The 18,385-nt window shown below is 65.4% G+C and carries 15 protein-coding genes, 1 other RNA gene and 1 riboswitch; of the genes, 10 read left to right on the top strand and 6 right to left on the bottom strand.

Features of this window, described 5'->3' with window-relative positions; all coding sequences use genetic code 11:
• Positions 1 to 34: 34 nt before the first annotated feature.
• Positions 35 to 1,399, top strand: a complete 1,365-nt coding sequence (locus tag FJ386_00325; GenBank protein ID MBM3875154.1) for a Gfo/Idh/MocA family oxidoreductase — start codon at positions 35 to 37, stop codon at positions 1,397 to 1,399.
• 463 nt (positions 1,400 to 1,862) lie between these two features.
• Here the strand turns inward: FJ386_00325 and FJ386_00320 are convergent, their stop codons facing one another.
• On the bottom strand, positions 1,863 to 3,803 hold the full coding sequence (locus FJ386_00320) for a TonB-dependent receptor (GenBank protein ID MBM3875153.1): 1,941 nt from the start codon (positions 3,801 to 3,803) through the stop codon (positions 1,863 to 1,865).
• A 195-nt stretch (positions 3,804 to 3,998) separates the two neighbouring features.
• A riboswitch (cobalamin riboswitch) is annotated at positions 3,999 to 4,179 on the bottom strand.
• A 155-nt stretch (positions 4,180 to 4,334) separates the two neighbouring features.
• On the opposite strand from FJ386_00320, the gene FJ386_00315 reads away from it, so the two are divergent.
• The 4 genes from FJ386_00315 (at position 4,335) to FJ386_00300 (ending at position 8,397) form a co-directional block, all read left to right on the top strand.
• The gene (locus tag FJ386_00315) at positions 4,335 to 5,264 is read left to right on the top strand and encodes a serine acetyltransferase (GenBank protein MBM3875152.1); all 930 of its coding nucleotides are present in this window, start codon (positions 4,335 to 4,337) and stop codon (positions 5,262 to 5,264) included.
• 110 nt (positions 5,265 to 5,374) lie between these two features.
• The gene (locus FJ386_00310) at positions 5,375 to 6,745 is read left to right on the top strand and encodes a hypothetical protein (GenBank protein ID MBM3875151.1); all 1,371 of its coding nucleotides are present in this window, start codon (positions 5,375 to 5,377) and stop codon (positions 6,743 to 6,745) included.
• Between the two features lie 12 nt (positions 6,746 to 6,757).
• Complete coding sequence (locus FJ386_00305) at positions 6,758 to 7,366, top strand: FMN-binding protein (protein ID MBM3875150.1); 609 nt, start codon at positions 6,758 to 6,760, stop codon at positions 7,364 to 7,366.
• Complete coding sequence (locus tag FJ386_00300) at positions 7,363 to 8,397, top strand: FAD:protein FMN transferase (GenBank protein MBM3875149.1); 1,035 nt, start codon at positions 7,363 to 7,365, stop codon at positions 8,395 to 8,397. The genes FJ386_00305 and FJ386_00300 overlap by 4 nt, the downstream gene beginning before the upstream one ends.
• 6 nt (positions 8,398 to 8,403) lie before the next feature.
• On the opposite strand, the gene FJ386_00295 is transcribed toward FJ386_00300, so the two are convergent.
• The 4 genes from FJ386_00295 to rpmI all read right to left on the bottom strand — a co-directional run bounded on the left by FJ386_00295 (position 8,404) and on the right by rpmI (position 12,654).
• The gene (locus FJ386_00295; protein MBM3875148.1) at positions 8,404 to 10,869 is read right to left on the bottom strand and encodes a phenylalanine--tRNA ligase subunit beta; all 2,466 of its coding nucleotides are present in this window, start codon (positions 10,867 to 10,869) and stop codon (positions 8,404 to 8,406) included.
• Between the two features lie 20 nt (positions 10,870 to 10,889).
• Entirely contained in the window at positions 10,890 to 11,900 is a 1,011-nt protein-coding gene (gene pheS / locus FJ386_00290; protein MBM3875147.1) for a phenylalanine--tRNA ligase subunit alpha, read from the bottom strand.
• 100 nt (positions 11,901 to 12,000) lie between these two features.
• Complete coding sequence (rplT, locus tag FJ386_00285) at positions 12,001 to 12,408, bottom strand: 50S ribosomal protein L20 (protein ID MBM3875146.1); 408 nt, start codon at positions 12,406 to 12,408, stop codon at positions 12,001 to 12,003.
• Positions 12,409 to 12,444: 36 nt separating this feature from the next.
• Positions 12,445 to 12,654, bottom strand: a complete 210-nt coding sequence (rpmI, locus tag FJ386_00280; GenBank protein ID MBM3875145.1) for a 50S ribosomal protein L35 — start codon at positions 12,652 to 12,654, stop codon at positions 12,445 to 12,447.
• Positions 12,655 to 12,843: 189 nt separating this feature from the next.
• Here rpmI and ssrS point away from each other — a divergent pair.
• The 4 genes from ssrS to rny all read left to right on the top strand — a co-directional run bounded on the left by ssrS (position 12,844) and on the right by rny (position 16,692).
• A non-coding RNA gene (gene ssrS / locus FJ386_00275) (6S RNA) lies at positions 12,844 to 13,024 on the top strand.
• 88 nt (positions 13,025 to 13,112) lie between these two features.
• Positions 13,113 to 14,531, top strand: a complete 1,419-nt coding sequence (locus FJ386_00270) for a replication-associated recombination protein A (GenBank protein ID MBM3875144.1) — start codon at positions 13,113 to 13,115, stop codon at positions 14,529 to 14,531.
• Positions 14,522 to 15,124 carry a 5-formyltetrahydrofolate cyclo-ligase gene (locus FJ386_00265; GenBank protein MBM3875143.1) on the top strand — a complete coding sequence of 201 codons (603 nt, stop codon included), beginning with the start codon at positions 14,522 to 14,524 and terminating at the stop codon, positions 15,122 to 15,124. Before FJ386_00270 ends, FJ386_00265 begins: the two co-directional genes overlap by 10 nt.
• A 2-nt stretch (positions 15,125 to 15,126) precedes the next feature.
• Positions 15,127 to 16,692, top strand: coding sequence for a ribonuclease Y (gene rny / locus FJ386_00260; protein ID MBM3875142.1), 1,566 nt, complete (start codon positions 15,127 to 15,129; stop codon positions 16,690 to 16,692).
• Positions 16,693 to 16,697: 5 nt separating this feature from the next.
• Here rny and FJ386_00255 read toward each other — a convergent pair whose 3' ends face one another.
• On the bottom strand, positions 16,698 to 17,816 hold the full coding sequence (locus tag FJ386_00255) for an alanine--glyoxylate aminotransferase family protein (GenBank protein ID MBM3875141.1): 1,119 nt from the start codon (positions 17,814 to 17,816) through the stop codon (positions 16,698 to 16,700).
• A 181-nt stretch (positions 17,817 to 17,997) separates the two neighbouring features.
• Between FJ386_00255 and FJ386_00250 the strand changes: the two genes are divergently transcribed.
• Positions 17,998 to 18,357, top strand: a complete 360-nt coding sequence (locus FJ386_00250; protein MBM3875140.1) for a hypothetical protein — start codon at positions 17,998 to 18,000, stop codon at positions 18,355 to 18,357.
• Positions 18,358 to 18,385: the final 28 nt, after the last annotated feature.

The raw sequence follows: 18,385 nt of genomic DNA, 5'->3' as shown, positions 1-18,385 counted from the left end.
TGACCGCCCGGCGCCGCGTGACCATGCTGCGGGCATGAAAGCCCGATACGCTCATCCGTTGCGTCCCGTTTCCCGCCGCAGGTTCGCGCAGTCCGCGCTCGCCGCGACCGGCGCGGTGCTCGGCTTCCCCGCCATCGCGCGGATGCAGAATCCCAACAGCAAGATCGCCATGGCCATCATCGCGTGCGGCGGGCGCGGCGCCGCGAACATGGGCGGCGTCGAAAAATCCGAATACATCGCCGCGGTCTGCGACGTGAACCAGCGCGCGATCGACGCCGCGAAGATGAAGCACCCGCAGGCCGCGGCGTTCACCGACTTCCGCAAGGTCTTCGACCATGCGAAGGACTTCGACGCCGTCACGGTCAGCACGTGCGAGCACACGCACGCCTTCGCGGCGATGATGGCCTTGCAGGCGAACAAACACGTCTATTGCGAGAAACCGCTCACTTACAACATCTGGGAGGCGCGCAAAATCCGCGAGGCCGCCGCCGCGCGCCCGAAGCTGGCGACGCAGATGGGAATCCAGATTCATTCGAGCGAGAACTACCGGCGCGTGGTTGAGATCATCCAGGCCGGCGTCATCGGGAAGGTCCGCGAGGCGCACGTGTGGGTGTCGCGCGCGTGGGGTTTGCAGAGCAAGGAAGCCTCGGACCGCAACAAGGATATCGTGTTCGTCACCGACCGGCCGAAGGAGGCGATGCCCGTTCCCGCGCATCTCGACTGGGATTTGTGGCTCGGCCCCGCGCCCGAGCGGCCGTTCCACGAGGTCTATTTTCCCGGGCCGAAGTGGTATCGCTGGTGGGATTTTGGCAACGGCACGATGAGCGACCTCGGCTCGCACTTCAACGACCTGCCGTTTTGGGCGCTCAAGTTGAAGGCGCCGCTCACCATCGAGGCGATCGGCCCGACGCCGCACGTGGAGATCGCACCGGCGTCCATGTCCGCCACCTACGAATACGGCCCGCGTGGCGAGATGCCCGCCGTAAAGCTCACGTGGCATCAGGGCGAAAACAAGCCCGACCTCTGGACGCAGAAGAAGATTCCGCAATGGGGCAGCGGCCACCTGTTCATCGGCGACAAGGGAATGCTGCTATCCGATTACGGCAAGTATCTGCTGCTGCCGGAGGCGGATTTCGCGGGCTTCAAGCCGCCCGAGCCGACCATCCCGCGCGTGAAAAGCCACTACGACGACTGGCTCACCGCCATCCGCAACGGCACGCAACCGCACGCGAACTTCGAGTATTCCGGCTGGCTCACCGAGGCGAACCACCTCGGCAACGTCGCCTTCCGCGCGGGCAAGAAAATCGAGTGGGACGCCGCAAACCTCCGCGCGAAGAACGCGCCCGAGGCACAGCGCTTCATCCAACGAGAGTATCGCAAGGGGTGGAAGCTGGGTTGACGGCCGCACCTGACCCGATCACTTCGCCCGGCCGGGCCGAGCCTGCGCCCGTCGCGGGCGTCGGAGATCAAGCGATCAAGCCGCCACCCGGCCAGCGCGTGGCGACGTGGTTCGTGGTGAGCGCAAAGAAACCGGAGACGCGCGGGCGGCTGGCGTCGGAAGAATTCCCACGCAGTTTTGTCGGCCTTGAATCGCCGTTCGTCCGCCTTCGGCAGATGGCGCGGCGATGCCCGCGAATCAGGGCTTCATGCCAGGCGAAGGCGCGACGCCCGTGACTTCGAAGGACCAGTTCATCCGCATGACAGCGCTGCCGTCCCTCGCGGGCAAAGAAGTCGCGACGTGGCGCGTTGACGTGAAGGCGCTGCGCGAGGGCGACACGCGTTTCCGCGTGGACCTCTCGCGCGACCAGCTTCGCACGCCTGTGACCCGCACCGAGGCGACGCAGCAGTGTTGGGGCGCTGGTTTAGAAGCTGAGCTTGAACCCGCCGAAGATCCCGAGTCGCGGAGCGGGGAACTGCGCGGCCTGCTCGTATTTCACGTCGGTGAGGTTTTCCGCCCGAATCCAAAGCTGCGCCTGTTCCGTAAACTGGTATCGCGCCGCGGCGCGAACCACGACGTAGTCCTGCCCGTGCTCGCGCGTCGTCGTGAAAAATGGGTCGGTGTAAAAGTCGGTGCGGCCGCTCACGAGTTGCGCGCCCGCGCTCAAGGTGAGTGTCTTCATCGGTCGAGCCGCCACGTCGAGCGTGGCCGTGTGACGCGGGCGCCGGACAAGCCGCAAGGTCGTCGCGAGGTCACGGGCGGTCAGATACGTGTAGCTGGCGCGGGCTTCGAGTCCGTCGAACGGCTTGAGCGATGCGCCCGCCTCGACGCCTTCGGTCAGAGCGCCGGCTACGTTCGCGGGCGCGCCGAACGGCGCGCCCGGCCGCGGCGTCGGGTCGAACGAGATGAGGTTGTCGATTTCATTCCGGAACCATGTCGCGCCGAGCTTGAGTCGGCCGCCGGCGAGCGGTTGCTCGAATCCCGCCTCCCATCCGAAGCTGCTCTCGGGTTGCAACGTGACGTTGTAGCCGAAGACGCCGGGGAAAAAGAGGTCGCCCTGCGCCGGCGGGCTGAACGCGCGCGCCACCGCGGCGAACACGCGCGTCTCGGTTCCGGGGACACGCGCGGACATCGCCTGCCGCCACGTGGTCGCGCCCGGATAATCGGAGTAGTGATCGTGCCGCACGGAATTCACGAGCGTGACCCGTGGCAGCGGACTCCACTGGCTCTGCGCGTAAAGGCCGAAGCTCGTCGTGTTGAGATGGATGTCCTCCTCGCCCGTGTTGTTGATTTGCGAGAACGTGAGGTCTTGCAGCGCGGCGCCAAACGTGAGCTTCCACCGGTCGGTGACGGTCCAGTTCAACTGTCCTTCGACGAGTTGTGAGACGTTTCGTTGCTGGTCGTCGGAGCCGCCGAATAGCGTGAACACCGAGCGTTGATACTGGTGCTCGAAGCCGTAGTAGAGGCGCGCCTCGATGGAATCGGACGGATTCCACTCGATGCCGGGCGAGAGATTCACGACTTCACGCCGGAGGAACGCGCCGGGATCGGGGAAGGTCGTCGAGCCCGGGCTGCCCGCGTCGCTCTGGTGGAATGCGCCTTTCAAATCGAGATACGCCGCGTCGTTCGCTTCCCAGCCGGTCGAGCCGCGCAACGTGGTGAGTCGGTAGCGATCGTTCGCGCGGTCGTAATCCGAGTCCTGTCGCGACGCGCTGAGCGCATAATCCCATGGCCCCGTCGCGCCGCGTGTCGCGAGGCTTTCGCGGAACGTGCGGAAGCTTCCGGCCTCGAACGCGACTTCGTGCTCGGGTGCGCGAAGGCCGCGCCCGCTGCGCGTGAGCGCATTCACGACACCGCCGATTGCTTCGCCGCCGTAAAGCGACGACACGGGCGAGCGCATCACTTCGACGCGGTCCACGTTGTCGAGGGTGAGGCTGGCCCAATCGTAGCCGCCGAGGATGTTCGGCGTCTGGCGGCGGCCATCGATCGTGAGCAACGTGTGCTTGCCCTGCGTGCCGCGCGAAAACACGGTCGTCGTCTGGCCCGGCGTGCCTGTGCGCACGACGGCGAGGCCGTTGATGAGGTCGAGCGCGTCCGCGAGTGTCGTGATGCCTCGCGCGTCGGCCTCCGCGCGCGTCACGACGGAGACCGATGCTGCGACGCGGTCCGCCGGCTCGGCCGTGCGCGTGGCGGTGACGACGACTTCCTGCAGGCGGGCCGGCGGATTGGTGGGCTCTTGCGCGAAGGCACTTGTCGCTGCGAGCGCGAGCGCGAGCCGCGCGCCATGTCGCGCCAGACCTTGAACCCCGAACTCCGAACCTGGAACTCTGAACGTTGAACTCGAAACGCGATACAGTTTCTTCATGACTGGTCTCCTGAAAGTCCGCGCGAAGCGGACGGGGGGTTGTTGCGAGACCAGGCGGGGCTGAAAACGAAGACGCCTCCAGACCCCGGCAAAGGCGAATGAAGGCGTGCGCAAATCACTCTGCGAATCCGGACCGCACTCGCGGACCGGCTGGCCTCATCCTTCTCTTGTCGGAGAAGTGTCCCGCGCGAGCGGGACGGACGAGCACGACCGGACCGGTATCCTGACTCCGGGGCTTGACCTCGCTCCCGCCTTCCCGCGCTGACGCGGTGGCTTTGGGAATCTGTAGCCCCTCACAGTGGCGAAACCGTCCCCGATTCTCACGGGGTTCCCTGTCATCCGGCTGTGGGAACGGGCACGAGGCCCGTGATTCAATGAACTGGGTCCGTGGTAATCGAGGCGAGCACCGAAGCCAAGCGGAATGTCGGTGCCGGCAAAATCAAACAGGCGGTGCGACGGCCGAACCCGCGGCTGTTCCGACTCGACTCGGCGTGCCTTGCGTTGAACCCACCCGTGCCTGATACTGCGCCCGTGAACGTCACGCAACTCACGAACCAGTTGCTCGCGTCTTACGCGCGCATCGGGGGCATCAACCATCTCGACGGCAAAAACTTGCCGAGCAAGACGGCCATCACCGGCATCACGGTGGATTTGGTGCGGTTGCTTTTCCCGGGATTCTTCGATGAGAAGCCGCTCCACAGTTACGAGCTGAAAGTCGAGACGGCCGCGTTGATGGACTCCGTGCTGGGCAGGCTCGAGGACGAGATTTACAAGAGTCTCGAATACGCCGCGCCCGCCGGGTCGAAGAAAAGAGACTTCCGGCCCGAGGCGCGCGGCCTGACGGTGGAGTTCCTGGCCAAGTTGCCGGCCTTGCGTGAACTCCTTCAGACAGACGCAGAAGCCGCATACAACGGTGACCCCGCGGCCCTGAGCAAGGACGAGGTGATCGTGGCGTATCCGTTCGTGGAGGCGATTGCCGTGCAAAGGCTCGCCCACCAACTGTTCCTCAGCCATGTCCCGCTCATCCCGCGCATCATGACCGAGTGGGCTCACGGGCGCACGGGCATGGACCTTCACCCCGGCGCGCGCATCGGAACTCACTTCTTTGTGGATCACTGCACTGGAACCGTCGTGGGCGAAACCAGCGTGATCGGAAACCATGTGAAGATGTATCAAGGTGTCGGTCTTGTGGCGCGCTCTCTCTCAGGCGGGCAGGCGCTGCGAGGGCAGAAGCGCCATCCGACTCTGGAGGACCATGTCACGATTTACGCGGGGGCGACGATCATGGGTGGTGACACCATCGTCGGCGAGGGCAGCACGATCGCCGCGAACGTGTTCCTCACGTCGTCCGTTCCACCGCACTCGCTCGTGTTGAGCGAAGAAGTGAAAGTCCGCGTCCTCAACAAAAAGGGGCGCGCCAAGGGCGCCGCCGCCCCACGCCGTTCGGACTTCGAAATCTGAACCGATTCCGCCGGGCAAGTGGTTTTGCAAATTATCCTTGCACTGAGACTCAGTCTCATCTAATTCAACGCGCGCCTGAGATTGATTCTCAACAACAATTCTTCCGAACAATGAACACGAACCTTGTTTCGCGATTCCTCGGCCCCCTCGGCACGGCCCTGATGCTTGATGGCCTCGGCGGTCAGTGTTCGCAGGCGCAGACGAATGACACAGCCAGCATCATCGCCGAGTTGCAGAAGCAAGTGGCCGCGTTGCGCGAAGAAGTTGATCGCCTGAAGTCGGCGCGCACGACGAACAAAGCCGGAGGGCACGCGGGCGACCGGGAACCATCTGCCACCGGGCTTAAGATCGGCTTCTACGGCGAGTCGAAGTATCGGTTTCCCGAGTCCGGTGCGAACGCATTCGACGCGCACCGATATGTGCTCGCGCCGAGCTACCGGATCAATGACTGGCTCTCGTTTCACTCCGAGATCGAGTTTGAGCACGGCGGCGTGGACGAAACCGTGAACGGCGGGCGCAACCGCTTCGACGGCGCATTCGAAATCGAGCAGTTCTACGTGGACCTGCTGCTTCACGAACGCTTCAACATCCGCTCGCTCGGCATCGACCTCGTGCCCGTCGGTCGCATCAACCTCCATCACGAACCGACAACATTCTACTCGACCGAGCGACCGGAACTGTATCGCGAGATCATCCCGAGCACGTGGTTCGAACCGGCGGTAAGCGTGTTCGGCAAGCTCACCGACTCGCTGGATTACAAACTCACGCTCTCGGCGGGGCTTGAGGATTCGATCGCGACACCGAGTTCGGCCGCGACGGCGACGCGCCCCGCGGGCTTTGCAGAGCCCGGCATCACGGGTCGTGGCGGCGTCCGCGATTCGCGGCCGCGCGCGCGCCGGGCGGACGTCAACAGCCTCGCCTACGCCGGCCGCCTGAGTTACCACGGCCCGCCGGGACTCGACGCGAGCACGTCGTTTTACGTCACACAAGTCAAGGGACCCGCGGCCAACGCCACGCTCGCCCTGTTCGACGTCGAGGCTGTGTATCGCGTGCCGAAGACCGGCCTCGAACTCCGCGGCGACTTCGCCTACTGGCACATTGGCAGCCCGCAGAATCTCGTGGTGAACAACAACACCTCGACAACCGACAACGTCGGCGACGCAATCTTCGGCTGGTATCTCGAAGCCGCGTATCACCTCTCGCCCGAAGCGTGGCGCAACGGCCGTTTGCAAGACGCCGACATCGTGCCCTTCGTCCGCTACAGCTCGATCGTCACGCAGACCGGACTCGCCACGCCCGGCGTCGAGGAGGACAACGGCCGCGCGAACAAGGACTTCGTCACCACGGGCGTCGCGTGGTTCTTGAATTCAAACTTTGTGCTCAAGTTCGACTGGCGCCACAACCTCAATGGCTCGACCGCATCGAAGACCGATGCCAACGCGCAGGATTATTTCCAGATCGGCGCGGGGCTTTCGTTCTAATACCGGGTGATCATGCCCAACGTGAAGACCACTCCAACGGTTCGGCTTCTCGCCGCGTCGTTCATGTTCCTTGTGAGCGCTGCGAGTGTCCAAGCCGAGCGCTACCTGACCGTGGACGAGGCTCGAAAGCTCGCGTTCCCGGCCGCTGACCGTTTCGAAGAACTCACGGTGCGCTTCACCCCCGGGGAGTCCGCGGCCATCGAGAAGAAGTGCGGGGCGAAGCCGCGCAACGCCGGCAACCGCTGTCTGGTGGCTCGAAGCGGAACCAATTTGCTCGGCGTGCTCTTCCTCGATCAAGTTCTCGGCAAGCACGAGATGATTGACTACGCCGTCGCCATCGCGCCCGACGGCAAAGTCCTGCAGGTCGAACTGCTCGAATATCGCGAGAGCCATGGACGCGAGATCCGCAGCGCAAAGTGGCGTGGCCAGTTCAAGCACAAGTCCGCCGAGTCGCAGCTTCGGCTCTACAAGGACATCTACAACATCAGCGGTGCGACCATCTCGTGCCGAAACGTGACCGAAGGGGTGCGCCGCGTGCTGGCGACTTTCGAGGTCGTGCTCAAGCCGAAGCTGAATGAGCCCGGGACTCGCACCCGCGCTGAAACGCCGTCGAAGCCGTGACCACCCGCATCGCCCAGCTCTTTGAAGTCTTCGCGCTACTTTCTTGCGCGGCTCAATCGCCCGCCATCGCCAGTGACTCACCACCTCCTCACCTGCCCACGACGCCCATCCGCCGAAGCCAGCCGCTGCTCGGCACTTTCGTCACCATCACGGCCTTTGGCGCAGACCGCGCGCAGGTCGGCGATGCGATCACGGCAGCGTTCGATGAGTTCACGCGTGTGGACGCGCTGATGAGCGTTCATCGTGCGGACAGCGAACTATCGCAACTCAACGCGCGGGCTGCGCAAACCACCGTGACCGTGTCTCCCGCGCTCTTCCGCGTGCTCAATACCGCGCAACAAATCGCCGGCGAAACCGGCGGCGCCTTTGACATCACCGTCCGCCCGCTCACGCAATTGTGGGGATTCATCTGGAAGGAATACCGGCTTCCGACGACGAACGAACTCGCGCGCACACTGCCGCTCGTCGGCCACTCGCACCTCCGACTCGATCCCGCCTCCCGAGCCGTGCGATTCAGCCGGGCGGGCATGTCGCTCGACCTCGGCGGCATCGCCAAGGGATTTGCCGTGGATTGCGCCATCGGTCGCCTGCGCGCTTCCGGCGTCACGAACGCGATGGTGAAGGCCGGCGGTGATTTGAGAGTGACCGGTCTTCCCCCTGGCGCGGATCATTGGGAAATCCAGATCGAAGACCCGGCGAAGAACGGCCAGCGCTCGTTCATCCGCCTCCGTTCGGGCGCCCTGTCCACCTCGGGGAACTACGAGAATTACTTCGAGGTGGACGGCCGCCGCTACTCGCACATCGTCAATCCGCGCACGGGCCTGCCGGTCGAGGGTGTCGCCTCGTGCACCGTGCTCGCGCCAACGTGCACGGAAAGCGACGCGTGGGCGACCGCGCTGTTTGTGCTTGGACCGGAGAAATCGGTGCGGAAATTCGGGGCGCGCTTTGCAATGCGGTTCGTCCTTCCGCCTGCCCGCGGCGGAACCGCGTGGCCGGGGGTTCAATCGAAGGATTTCCCGCTGGAACCCTGACCGGCGCTACGCATCGCGCACCGTTGCCGCGAGCGACTGCTTGAGTTGCGCGACAACCTTCTCGTGCGCGGCGTTCACCTCGGCGTCAGTCAGGGTGCGCTCGCCGTGACGGTAGGTGAAGGCATACGCCACGCTCTTGTGACCGTCGGGCACGTTCCTGCCTCGGAACACGTCGAACAACTCGACGCGCTCGAGGTTGGCGGGTTTCGCCTGCCGCACCGCGGCGAGCACGGCGTCGTGTGTCGTGCCGTCAGCCACGACCATCGCCACGTCGCGCTCGACGCTCGGATGCAGCGGCAGCGGCTTGAATGACTTCGCCGCGTTCCGGCGCGCCAGCAACTGGTCGAGATTCAACTCAGCGAGCAGCACGGCGTCGCGCAGGTCGAGGTGCCTGGCGACCGCGGGCGAGAGCTGGCCGAGTTCGCCGAGCGGCAGCTTGTCGCCGAGCGCAAGCGTGGCGGATTCGAGGAACGGGTCCGTCGGCTCGTCGCGCTTCATGAACAGCACCGGACGAACTCCAAACTGATCGAGGAATTCCTCCACGATGCCTTTGAGATCGTGGATGTCGAACTTCGCGTCGCGCTCCGCCCCGCTCCAAAAAGCCGCGGCCCGCGCGCCCGTGAGCGCGATGGCGACGCGGCGTTCTTCCGTCGGTTTCCCATCCGTCCGCTTGAACACGCGGCCTGCTTCGAACACCGCCACGTCGTTGTTCTTGCGGGAGAGATTGTGCCGCAGGATTGCAAGCAAGCCCGGCAACAGACTCGGCCGCAGAACGTCCATGTCAGAACTCAATGGATTCGTGAGGGCGACGCACTCCGCGCTCCGCACTCCGCTTGCCGCATTTCCGACGAGCGTCTGCCCCTGCGCTTCGTCGAGGCCGAGCGCGCAGAGGATTCGCCGCGCCTCGGCGATTTGGTCGTGCACGGCGTCGAACGCATTCGCGCCGACCGCGCCGCGTGGTGGCGTGGAGGGAATCTTGTCCACCCCGTGGAGCCGCGCGACTTCCTCGACGAGGTCGGCCTCGCGCTTGAGATCAACGCGAAACGCCGGGACGCGGACGGTGAGCGGCCCGGGCGGACGCGGGTCGTCGATCGGACGCGCCTTGCGCGGCGCGGACTTGAGCCCGAGCTGGCCGAGGTAGTATTCGATCTCCTCCGGCTTGAGCGCGAGACCGAGCAACTCATTGACCTTGGAGTGGCGGAGGGTGATTTCACGCGGAGAAGCCGGCGCGGGATACGCATCCACGCAGCCCTCGGCGGGCTGGCCGCCGGCGGTTTGCAGGATGAGCTGGCACGCGCGCTGGCTCGCATAGTCGGCGATGCCTACGTCACAGCCGCGCTCGAAGCGGTAGCTGGACTCGCTGCGCAAGCCAAGCGCCTTGCTCGTGCGCCGGATGTTCGTGGGCGAGAAGTAGGCGCTCTCGATGAGCACGTCGCGCGTGTCGTCGCGAATCTCCGTGTTCGCGCCACCCATGATACCGGCGAGCGCGATGCCCTTCTTCTCGTCGGCGATGAGCAGCATGTCGCGGGTCAGCGTGCGCTCCTGGTTGTCGAGCGTCTTGAACTTTTCCTCCGCCGCGGCGCGCCGCACGACGATGGTGGGCTTGCCGGCCGCGCCCTTGGCGATGAGGTGGCAGTCAAACGCGTGCAGCGGTTGGCCGGTTTCCAGCATCACGTAGTTGGTCACGTCCACGACGTTGCTGATGCTGCGGATGCCGACTTTTTCGAGTGTGGCGCGAAGCCAGTCCGGGCTCGGGCCCACCTTTACGCCGCGAATCACCCGCGCGACGTAGCGCGGGCAAAGCTCGGCGTCCTCAAGCCGCACGGTGATCTGTTCGGCGGCCTTCCCGCTGGACGATGGATACTGACCACTGGCCACTTCGGGCAGCCGCAGCGCATTCCCCGTCAGCGCCGCAATCTCCCGCGCGATGCCGATGACGCTGTTCAGGTCAGGCCGGTTTGGCGTGACTTCGAGGTCATAGGCCACATCGCTGCCCGCGCGACCGAGGTGCTCGGCGAAGGGCTGACCGACCTTCGCATCCGAAGGCAAGATGATGATGCCGTCGCCGTCTTCACCGAGGCCGAGTTCCTTCTTCGAGCACATCATGCCCTGACTGACGACGCCGAAGACCTTGCGCTCCTTGATGACGAACGGCTCCTTTTCGCCCGGTTTCAAGGGCAACGCAAAGTTTGGCAGGATGAGCGCGACCTTGTCACCCGGCTGGTGGTTTGGTGCCCCGCAGATGATGGTGCGCTCGCCGGTGCCATCGTGGACTCGGTTGACGGAGAGCTTGTCCGAGCCGGCGACCTTGTCCTTGGCGAGCACCTGCGCGACGACGACGCCCGCAAACTCGCCGTCGAACCGCTGCACGCCCTCGACTTCGAGGCCGAGCATGGTGAGCCGCTCCGCGAGTTCCTCGGGCGACCAGTGGAAATCAACGTATTGCTTGAGCCAGTTGAGGGTGACTTTCATGTCGCACGGAAATGTAGTTTTCAGAATTGCCGCAGGAACCGCACATCGTTCTCGTAGAAGAGGCGGATGTCGGTGATGCCGTAGCGGAGCATGGCGATGCGTTCGATGCCGAAGCCGAAGGCCCAGCCGGTCCAGACTTCGGGGTCGTAGCCGACGTTCTCGAAGACTTGCGGGTGGACCATCCCGCAGCCGGCGATCTCGAGCCAGTCCTTGCCGAGCTTTTTCACGAGAGGGCTGCTGAAGTCAATTTCGAAGCTCGGCTCGGTGTAGCTGAAGTAGTGCGGGCGGAAGCGAATCTTTGTCTGCGGGCCCATCAGTTCCTTGAAGACAAACTCGACGGTGCCCTTGAGGTCGGCGGCGGTGACGCCGCGGTCCACGTAAAGGCCCTCGACTTGCTGGAAGGTCGGGTTGTGCGTGGCGTCGGCGTTGTCGCGGCGATAAACGCGGCCGGGCACGATGATGCGCACGGGCGGCGGCTGCGATTTCATCACGCGGATTTGCACGGAGCTTGTGTGAGTTCGCAACAGCAGCTTCGACTTGGACTCCGCGCCGACGTAAAAGGTGTCCTGCGTGTCGCGCGCGGGGTGGTCGGCAGGCGTGTTGAGCGCGTCGAAACAGTGATGCTCGTCCTCGAGTTCCGGTCCGTCGGCGACGACGAAGCCGATCTTGCGGAAGCTGCGGACGATGTCCTCGGTGGTTTGTGTCAGCGGGTGGAGCTTGCCGGCAGTGCGGCGGCGTCCCGGCGCGGTGAAGTCGGTCGGCTCCTTCGGCAGCGCGGCCTTGAGTTCGAGCGCCTCGCGGCGCGCTGCGAGCGCGGATTCCAGTGCGATCTTTGCGGCGTTGATGGCCTTGCCTGCGGCGGGCTTCTCCTCTTTCGGGAGCGAGCCGAGTTGCTTCATCAATCCCGTGAACTTGCCGTTGGGACCGATCCACGCGCCCTTGGCATGCTCAAGCGCGGGCAGGTCCGCGGCCGCGGCGAGGTCGGCGAGCGCGGCGGACTTGAGCGGCTCGATGTCGTTCAGCAGGGACATGTGCGGGAGGATTCCGGAGTGGGAATCTGGAATCCAGAACGAAAAGAAAAACGGGCGGCCGGTCAGGGCGCCCGCTCGCGGTCGAAAGCGTGTGACGTGCTCAGGCCTGAGCCGGCGCAGCCTGCGTGGCAGCGGCCGGGCCGGCGGCACGTTTGGCTTGAAGCGCGTCTTGGGCGACTTTGAGGATCGCCGCAAACGCCGCATTGTCGGTCGCTGCCAGGTTGGCGAGCGCCTTGCGGTCGAGTTCGACTTGGGCCGCCTTGAGGCCTTCGATGAAACGGCTGTAAGTCATCCCGGCGGCGCGCGCCGCGGCATTGATGCGGACCTGCCAAAGATACCGGAACGTGCGCTTCTTGGTGCGGCGGTCGCGATAGGAGTATTGCCGCGCGTGATCAACGGCGTCCGAGGCGTAGCGGTAAAGTTTGCTCCGCTTCAGGCGATAGCCCTTCGCGGCCTTGAGAACACGCTTCCGGCGCGCGCGGGAAGCAACAGCATTGGTAACTCGCATGGGTGGGGCGTGAGGTTGAGGTGGAAAGGGTGCTCGTCAGTGACTGAACGGGAGGTTCCGGATGATTCGGCGCATGTCCGACTTGCTCACCAGCGCCACCTTGCCCAACTGGCGGCGGCGTTTGGAGCTCTTGTGCTGGAGCAAGTGACGCATGCCCGCATGGCGGCGCAGCACTTTGCCGGTGCCCGTGACTTTGAATCGCTTGGCGACCGCTTTGCGGGTCTTGCTTCCTCGGGGGCGTCTCATAGGCTCGTGTTGGTTCCCAAAAAGAGCGGGCAAACTATCGTCGCACCCCGGTCGAGGCAAGAGTTTATTTCCGCGCCCGGGAACTTTTTTCCTCGCTGGCGCGTGGATCGAGGAGGACGCTCGTCCCAGCAAGCGCGCGAACCGGTGGGCGGTTCCGCGGCGTTCCTTGGCAACGGACTCGACATGGATTTGACCCTGCCATGCTCGTGTGATGAAACAAAGTCCTTGAACCGTAATAAACAAAGAAGCGGGGCATAGGCGCGATGGTGGCCGACAGGCCTTCGCTGGACGTCGCAAGCCACCGGCCGGTCCCACTGTTTCAACCTGCAGTTCAAAGGAACTGTTCAGCCACGGCAATGGCGGGGTTTCTTTTCCCATCGACAGGTTTTTCGTTCATGGCCCGCGCTTTCGCGGGCTTTTTTGTTTTGAGCGTTCGAGTCCGCTGATACGTTCCACTCGTGCGGAATGACGACCTCTTCTCGGGCGCCCGGCCTGTTGCGGAACCTCCGTCCGCCGCGCCCGAAGCGCCGCGCAGCTCCGGCCAGGCGCCGCTCGCGGCGCGGATGCGTCCGCGCTCGCTCGACGAATTCGCCGGCCAGTCGCACATCCTCGCCCCGGGCCAGCTCCTTCGCCGGGCCATCGAGGCGGACCGCATCCAGTCGGTCATCTTCTACGGGCCGCCCGGCACGGGCAAAACCTCCCTCGCGCAAATCATCGCGCGGCAGACGCGCTCCAAGTTCGAGCGCCTCAGCGGCGTCGAGTCCAACGTCGCCGACATGCGGCGCGTGCTCGCCGGCGCGGGCAACCGCCTCGAAAACACCGGCCAGTCCACCATCCTCTTCATCGACGAAATCCACCGCTTCAACAAGGCGCAGCAGGACGTGCTGCTGCCCGATGTCGAGAGCGGCGTCGTGCGGCTCATCGGGGCGACCACGCACAACCCCTTCTTCTTCGTCAACTCCCCGCTCGTCTCGCGCTCGCAAATCTTCGAGCTGCAACCGCTCACCGGCGACGACCTCCTCGCGCTGCTGCGTCGCGCGCTCGGGGACCCTGAGCGCGGCCTGGGCCATGTGAAGATTCGCGCGGACGACGACGCGTTGAAGCACCTTGCGAAGGTCTCCGACGGCGACGCGCGCAAGGCGCTCAACTCCCTCGAGATCGCCGCGCTCACCACGGCGCCGCAGGCGGATGGCTTCATCCACGTCACGCTCGCCGTCGCCGAGCAGTGCATCCAGAAGAAGGCCATCGTCTACGACGGCGACGGCGACGCGCACTACGACACCATCAGCGCATTCATCAAGTCCATGCGCGGCAGCGACCCGGACGCCGCGCTCTACTGGCTGGCGAAGATGATTCACGCCGGCGAAGACCCGCGCTTCATCACGCGCCGCCTCCTCATCCACGCCGCGGAGGATGTCGGCCTCGCCGACCCGATGGCACTGGTGCTTGCGGACGCGGCGCATCACGCGGCGGAATTCGTCGGCTGGCCCGAGGCGCGCATCCCGATCGCCGAGGCCACGCTCTACATTGCGACGGCGAGCAAGAGCAACTCCGTCGTGAAGGCGATCGACGCCGCGCTCGAGGACGTTCGCAGCGGCCGCACGCTCGCGGTGCCCGCGCCCTTGCGCGATGCGAGCTACAAAGGCGCGAAACGCCTCGGCCACGGCGAAGGCTACGACTACTCGCACGACAACCCGGAGCACTTCGCGCCGCAGGATTACCTCGGCGAAGCGCGCCGCTTCTACGAGCCGACCGAGCAGGGCGTTGAGAAGAAGATCAAGGAGCGCGTCGAAAAGTGGCGCGCGATGACCGCAGCCCCGTTCGCAGGCAGGCCGGGATCCGCGCCGATGGAAGCCCCGTCTGACGGATCCGTGTGAAGGCGAAAGTCTCATCGGACAAGCGCGGGTTGCGCGAGAGCCTCCGCGAAGCGCTGGCGGCAGTTCCTCAACGGGAACGGGCGCGGGCTTCGACCGCGCTCGTATTGCGCCTTCAACAACAAGCCGTCTGGCGATCCACCACGTCGCTTCTGCTCTTCGCCCCGCTCCGGTCGGAGCCGGACATCTGGCCGCTCGCTGGCGCAGCGCTCGACGCCGGCAAGCAGCTCGCCCTGCTCCGTCACGAGTGCGACGGCGTTCACTACTCGCCGCGGTTCGTGCGCGATCTTGAGCGCGACCTCGTGGCCGGCTTGCACGGCATCCGGGAGCCGCGCGCGGAGTGTCCGCCCGTGGCGTTGAACCAACTGGACTTGCTGCTCGTTCCCGGGCTAGCTTTCGACCTTCGAGGCCACCGGCTGGGCCGGGGCAAGGGTGTGTTCGACCGGTTGCTGGCGGCGGCCTCGGGAGTGCGCGTGGGCGTGGCGTTCGACTGCCAGATTGTCGAGGCCGTGCCCGTGGAACCACACGATGCGCGCGTGGATTTCGTGCTGACGCCGACGCGCTGGCACGAGGTGACAGGCAGACGCGGGGCTTGATCATGATTTTGCTGGCTCAAATCACCTGGGAACACGGCGTTGCGCTCGCGGCCGGGCTGGCCCTCGGCTACGCGTTCTTCCGCTGGAAGGAGAGCCACCGCCGCGCGGCGCTCCAGCTTCAGGAACAAGCCCTCCTCGAAAGGGCCCGCAGCGAAGCCGACTCGCACGTCCGCAAGGCCCGCCTCGATGCCGAGGAGGAAATGCAGCGCTTCCGCCGCCAGGCCGAGGCCAGCTTTGCCGATCGGCTCTCGAAAGTTACCGCCGACGAACAGCGGCTCTCCCTGCGCGAATCGCAGTTGAGCCAGGAATCCTTCGCGCTCACCCAGCGAGCCAAGGCCGTCGAGCAGCAGGGTGAAATCTTCCGCAAGCAAGAAGCCGCGCTCGAGGGCGCGCGCATCGAGGCCGAGCAACTCTCGCTCCAGCGCAAGGAACAGCTCCAGCGCATCGCGCACCTGAGCGCGGCCGAGGCGCGCGCGCAGTTCATGAAGGAGGTCGAGCTCGAGGCATTGCAGGATGCCAACGATCTCACGCGCCACATCGTCGAGGACGCCCAGTCGCGCGCCGAGGCCGAAGCCACGCGCATCATCACGATCGCCATCCAGCGTTACGCGGCGGACAGCACGTTCGAGGCGACCACGGCGACCATCGCGCTCGAGGGCGACGAGATCAAAGGCCGCATCATCGGCCGCGAGGGCCGCAACATCCGCGCGTTCGAGGCCGCCACGGGCGTGACCGTGCTGATTGACGACACGCCCAACGCCGTGGTGCTTTCCAGCTTCGACCCGGTGCGCCGGGAGGTCGCACGCGAAGCAATGCAAAGGCTCATCCTTGACGGCCGCATTCATCCCACGCGCATCGAGGAAGTCGTCATGCGCGTCAACGTCGAGATGGACGAAACGATCGTGAAGGCCGGCGAGAACGCCGTCTTCCGCGCAGGGCTGCCGCCGATGCATCCGGAGATCGTGAAAGTGCTTGGCCGGCTGCGATTCCGCCAAAGTTACGCGCAGAACATCCTCGACCACTCCGTCGAAGTCGCGCACCTCGTCGGGCTCATGGCCGCGGAACTCGGCCTCGACGCGACTGCGGGCAGGCGCGCGGGCCTGCTGCACGACATCGGCAAGGCGATGAACCACGAGGTTGAAGGCTCGCACGCGATCATTGGCGCGGACTTCGTGCGCCGCCACGGCGAGAGCGAGGACGTCGTCAACGGCGTCGCGTCGCACCACGACGAGATTCCACACACGTGCCTGTGGGGCATCCTCGTGAGCGCGGCCGACGCCATCAGCGCATCGCGTCCCGGCGCGCGGTCGGAGACGATGACGACGTATCTCAAGCGGCTGGAAAACCTGGAGAAAATCGGGCTTTCGTTCGCCGGCGTGGAGAAGTGCTTCGCCGTTCAAGCGGGCCGCGAGTTGCGCGTGATGGTGCAACCCGACACCGTGAACGACCTGCAAGCCGCGGCGCTCGCGCGCAACATCACCCGCAAGATCGAGGACGAGCTTCAGTATCCCGGCCAGATTCGAGTCACGGTCATCCGCGAGACCCGCGTGGTGGAATTCGCGAAGTAGGCCGCCTACCGGCCGAGGCACTTCGCCAGCGCGGCGAGGAATGTCCCCACGTTTTCCGGCGAGCTCGTCTCGCCCATCAGTCCCACGCGCCAGATTTTTCCCTTGAGCGGTCCGAGGCCCGCGCCGACTTCGATGTTGAACTCGGTGAGCAGGCGCCTGCGGACGTCGGGTTCATCCACGCCCTCGGGCACGCGGACGGCGTTGAGCTGCCAGAGTTGGTGGCCTTGCTGCGAGGCGAGGTCGAGCCCGAGCGAGGCGAGGCCGCGTTTGAGCAGGAAGTGATTCTGCTCGTGCCGGCGCCAGCGGTTTTCGATCCCCTCGATGAGCACAAGCCGCAACGCCTCGTGCAGCGCAAAGTTCATGGAGATGGGGGCCGTATGGTGATACGCGCGCTCCTGCCCCCAGTAGCTGGCGAGCAGGTTCACGTCGAGATACCAGCTTTGCGCCTTGGTCTTGCGCTGCGCGGCGGCCTGCATCGCGCGCGGGCTGAAGGACACAGGCGAGAGGCCCGGCGGACAGCTCAGGCACTTTTGCGTGCCGCTGTAGAGCGCGTCCACCTGCCAGTCGTCCGCGCGCACGGGGCAGCCACCGAGCGACGTGACCGTGTCGAGCAGGAAGAGCGCGCCCGCGCCGTGCGCGAGCTTCGAGATTTCCTCGACCGGCGTGAGCGCGCCGGTGCTGGTCTCGGCGTGGACGATGGCGACGAGCTTGGGCCGGGGCATCTGCCTGAGCGCGGCGGCGACTTGCGACGGCTCGATGATGCGGCCCCATTCGGCCTCGACCTTGGAGACTTTCGCGCCGCAGCGGGCGGCGACATCGCACATCCGCGTGCCAAAGACGCCGTTGACGCCGATGAGGACTTCGTCGCCGGGTTCGATGAGGTTCGCGAAGCAGAACTCCATGCCCGCGCTGCCGGTGCCGCTGACGGGGATGGTTGTTTCGTTGGACGTGAGCATCACGGCGCGGAGCATCGCCTTGATCTCGTCCATGAGCTTGACGAAGGCGGGGTCGAGGTGGCCGACGAGCGGCGCGGCCATCGCGCGCAGGACGGACGGGGCGCACAGGCTTGGACCGGGGCCCATGAGGAGCCGGGGGGGTGGCTGAAAGGCTTCGGGCGCTTGCATGGGCCGCGAGGATAGGGAGCGCCCCGTCGCGCGCAACGAATTTGAGCGGTGACGCGGGACTCCGAAACCGCCGTGGGGGTTCGTAACCGCTGGGTCGTCGTCCACGTCTGCCTGCGTTGGCGCGACGTGGCACCAGCCAGAGGTTGCGCGGGTTCTCCGATCAACCACTCGAAATCATCCCATGAAAAAACTCCTCGCCTCCTCGTCCGCCCTCGCGCTGTTCCTTGGGTTCGCGCTCTCCACGCCACCCGACGCTCTCGCGCAGAAGAAGAAGGGCGAGAAGGGCGAAGGCGGGCTCAACGGTGCCATCACCGCGGTCAACAAGGCTGACAAGACGTTCAGCATCGCGGGCAAGACGGTGGGCGTGGACTCAACGACGATCATCACACGCGACGGCAATCCGGCCACCTTCGACACGCTCAAGAACGGCGAGCAGGCGGCGGTGAGCACGTTCACGCAGGCGGACAAGCTCCTCGCGGTGAGCATCAAGATTGGAAAGGTCGCGGCGACAATTCCGCCGCCGGTGAAGAAGAAGAAGTAACGGCGGCCGGAGATTCGGGTTCGGGGCT

It is taken from the genome of Verrucomicrobiota bacterium (assembly GCA_016871675.1).
GTDB lineage: Bacteria > Verrucomicrobiota > Verrucomicrobiia > Limisphaerales > VHCN01 > VHCN01.
The sequence above is the reverse complement of the archived record's forward strand: the minus strand, read 5'-3'. Positions and strand labels throughout refer to the sequence as shown.

Bases quoted from the DNA above. Each gene is read 5' to 3' on its own strand.
- rny (MBM3875142.1), top strand. From the start codon at position 15,127: ATGATTTTGCTGGCTCAAATCACCTGGGAACACGGCGTTGCGCTCGCG.
- FJ386_00295 (MBM3875148.1), bottom strand. From the start codon at position 10,869: ATGAAAGTCACCCTCAACTGGCTCAAGCAATACGTTGATTTCCACTGG.
- FJ386_00255 (MBM3875141.1), bottom strand. From the start codon at position 17,816: ATGCAAGCGCCCGAAGCCTTTCAGCCACCCCCCCGGCTCCTCATGGGC.
- FJ386_00250 (MBM3875140.1), top strand. From the start codon at position 17,998: ATGAAAAAACTCCTCGCCTCCTCGTCCGCCCTCGCGCTGTTCCTTGGG.
- FJ386_00310 (MBM3875151.1), top strand. From the start codon at position 5,375: ATGAACACGAACCTTGTTTCGCGATTCCTCGGCCCCCTCGGCACGGCC.
- FJ386_00325 (MBM3875154.1), top strand. From the start codon at position 35: ATGAAAGCCCGATACGCTCATCCGTTGCGTCCCGTTTCCCGCCGCAGG.
- FJ386_00305 (MBM3875150.1), top strand. From the start codon at position 6,758: ATGCCCAACGTGAAGACCACTCCAACGGTTCGGCTTCTCGCCGCGTCG.
- pheS (MBM3875147.1), bottom strand. From the start codon at position 11,900: ATGTCCCTGCTGAACGACATCGAGCCGCTCAAGTCCGCCGCGCTCGCC.
- rpmI (MBM3875145.1), bottom strand. From the start codon at position 12,654: ATGAGACGCCCCCGAGGAAGCAAGACCCGCAAAGCGGTCGCCAAGCGA.
- rplT (MBM3875146.1), bottom strand. From the start codon at position 12,408: ATGCGAGTTACCAATGCTGTTGCTTCCCGCGCGCGCCGGAAGCGTGTT.
- FJ386_00320 (MBM3875153.1), bottom strand. From the start codon at position 3,803: ATGAAGAAACTGTATCGCGTTTCGAGTTCAACGTTCAGAGTTCCAGGT.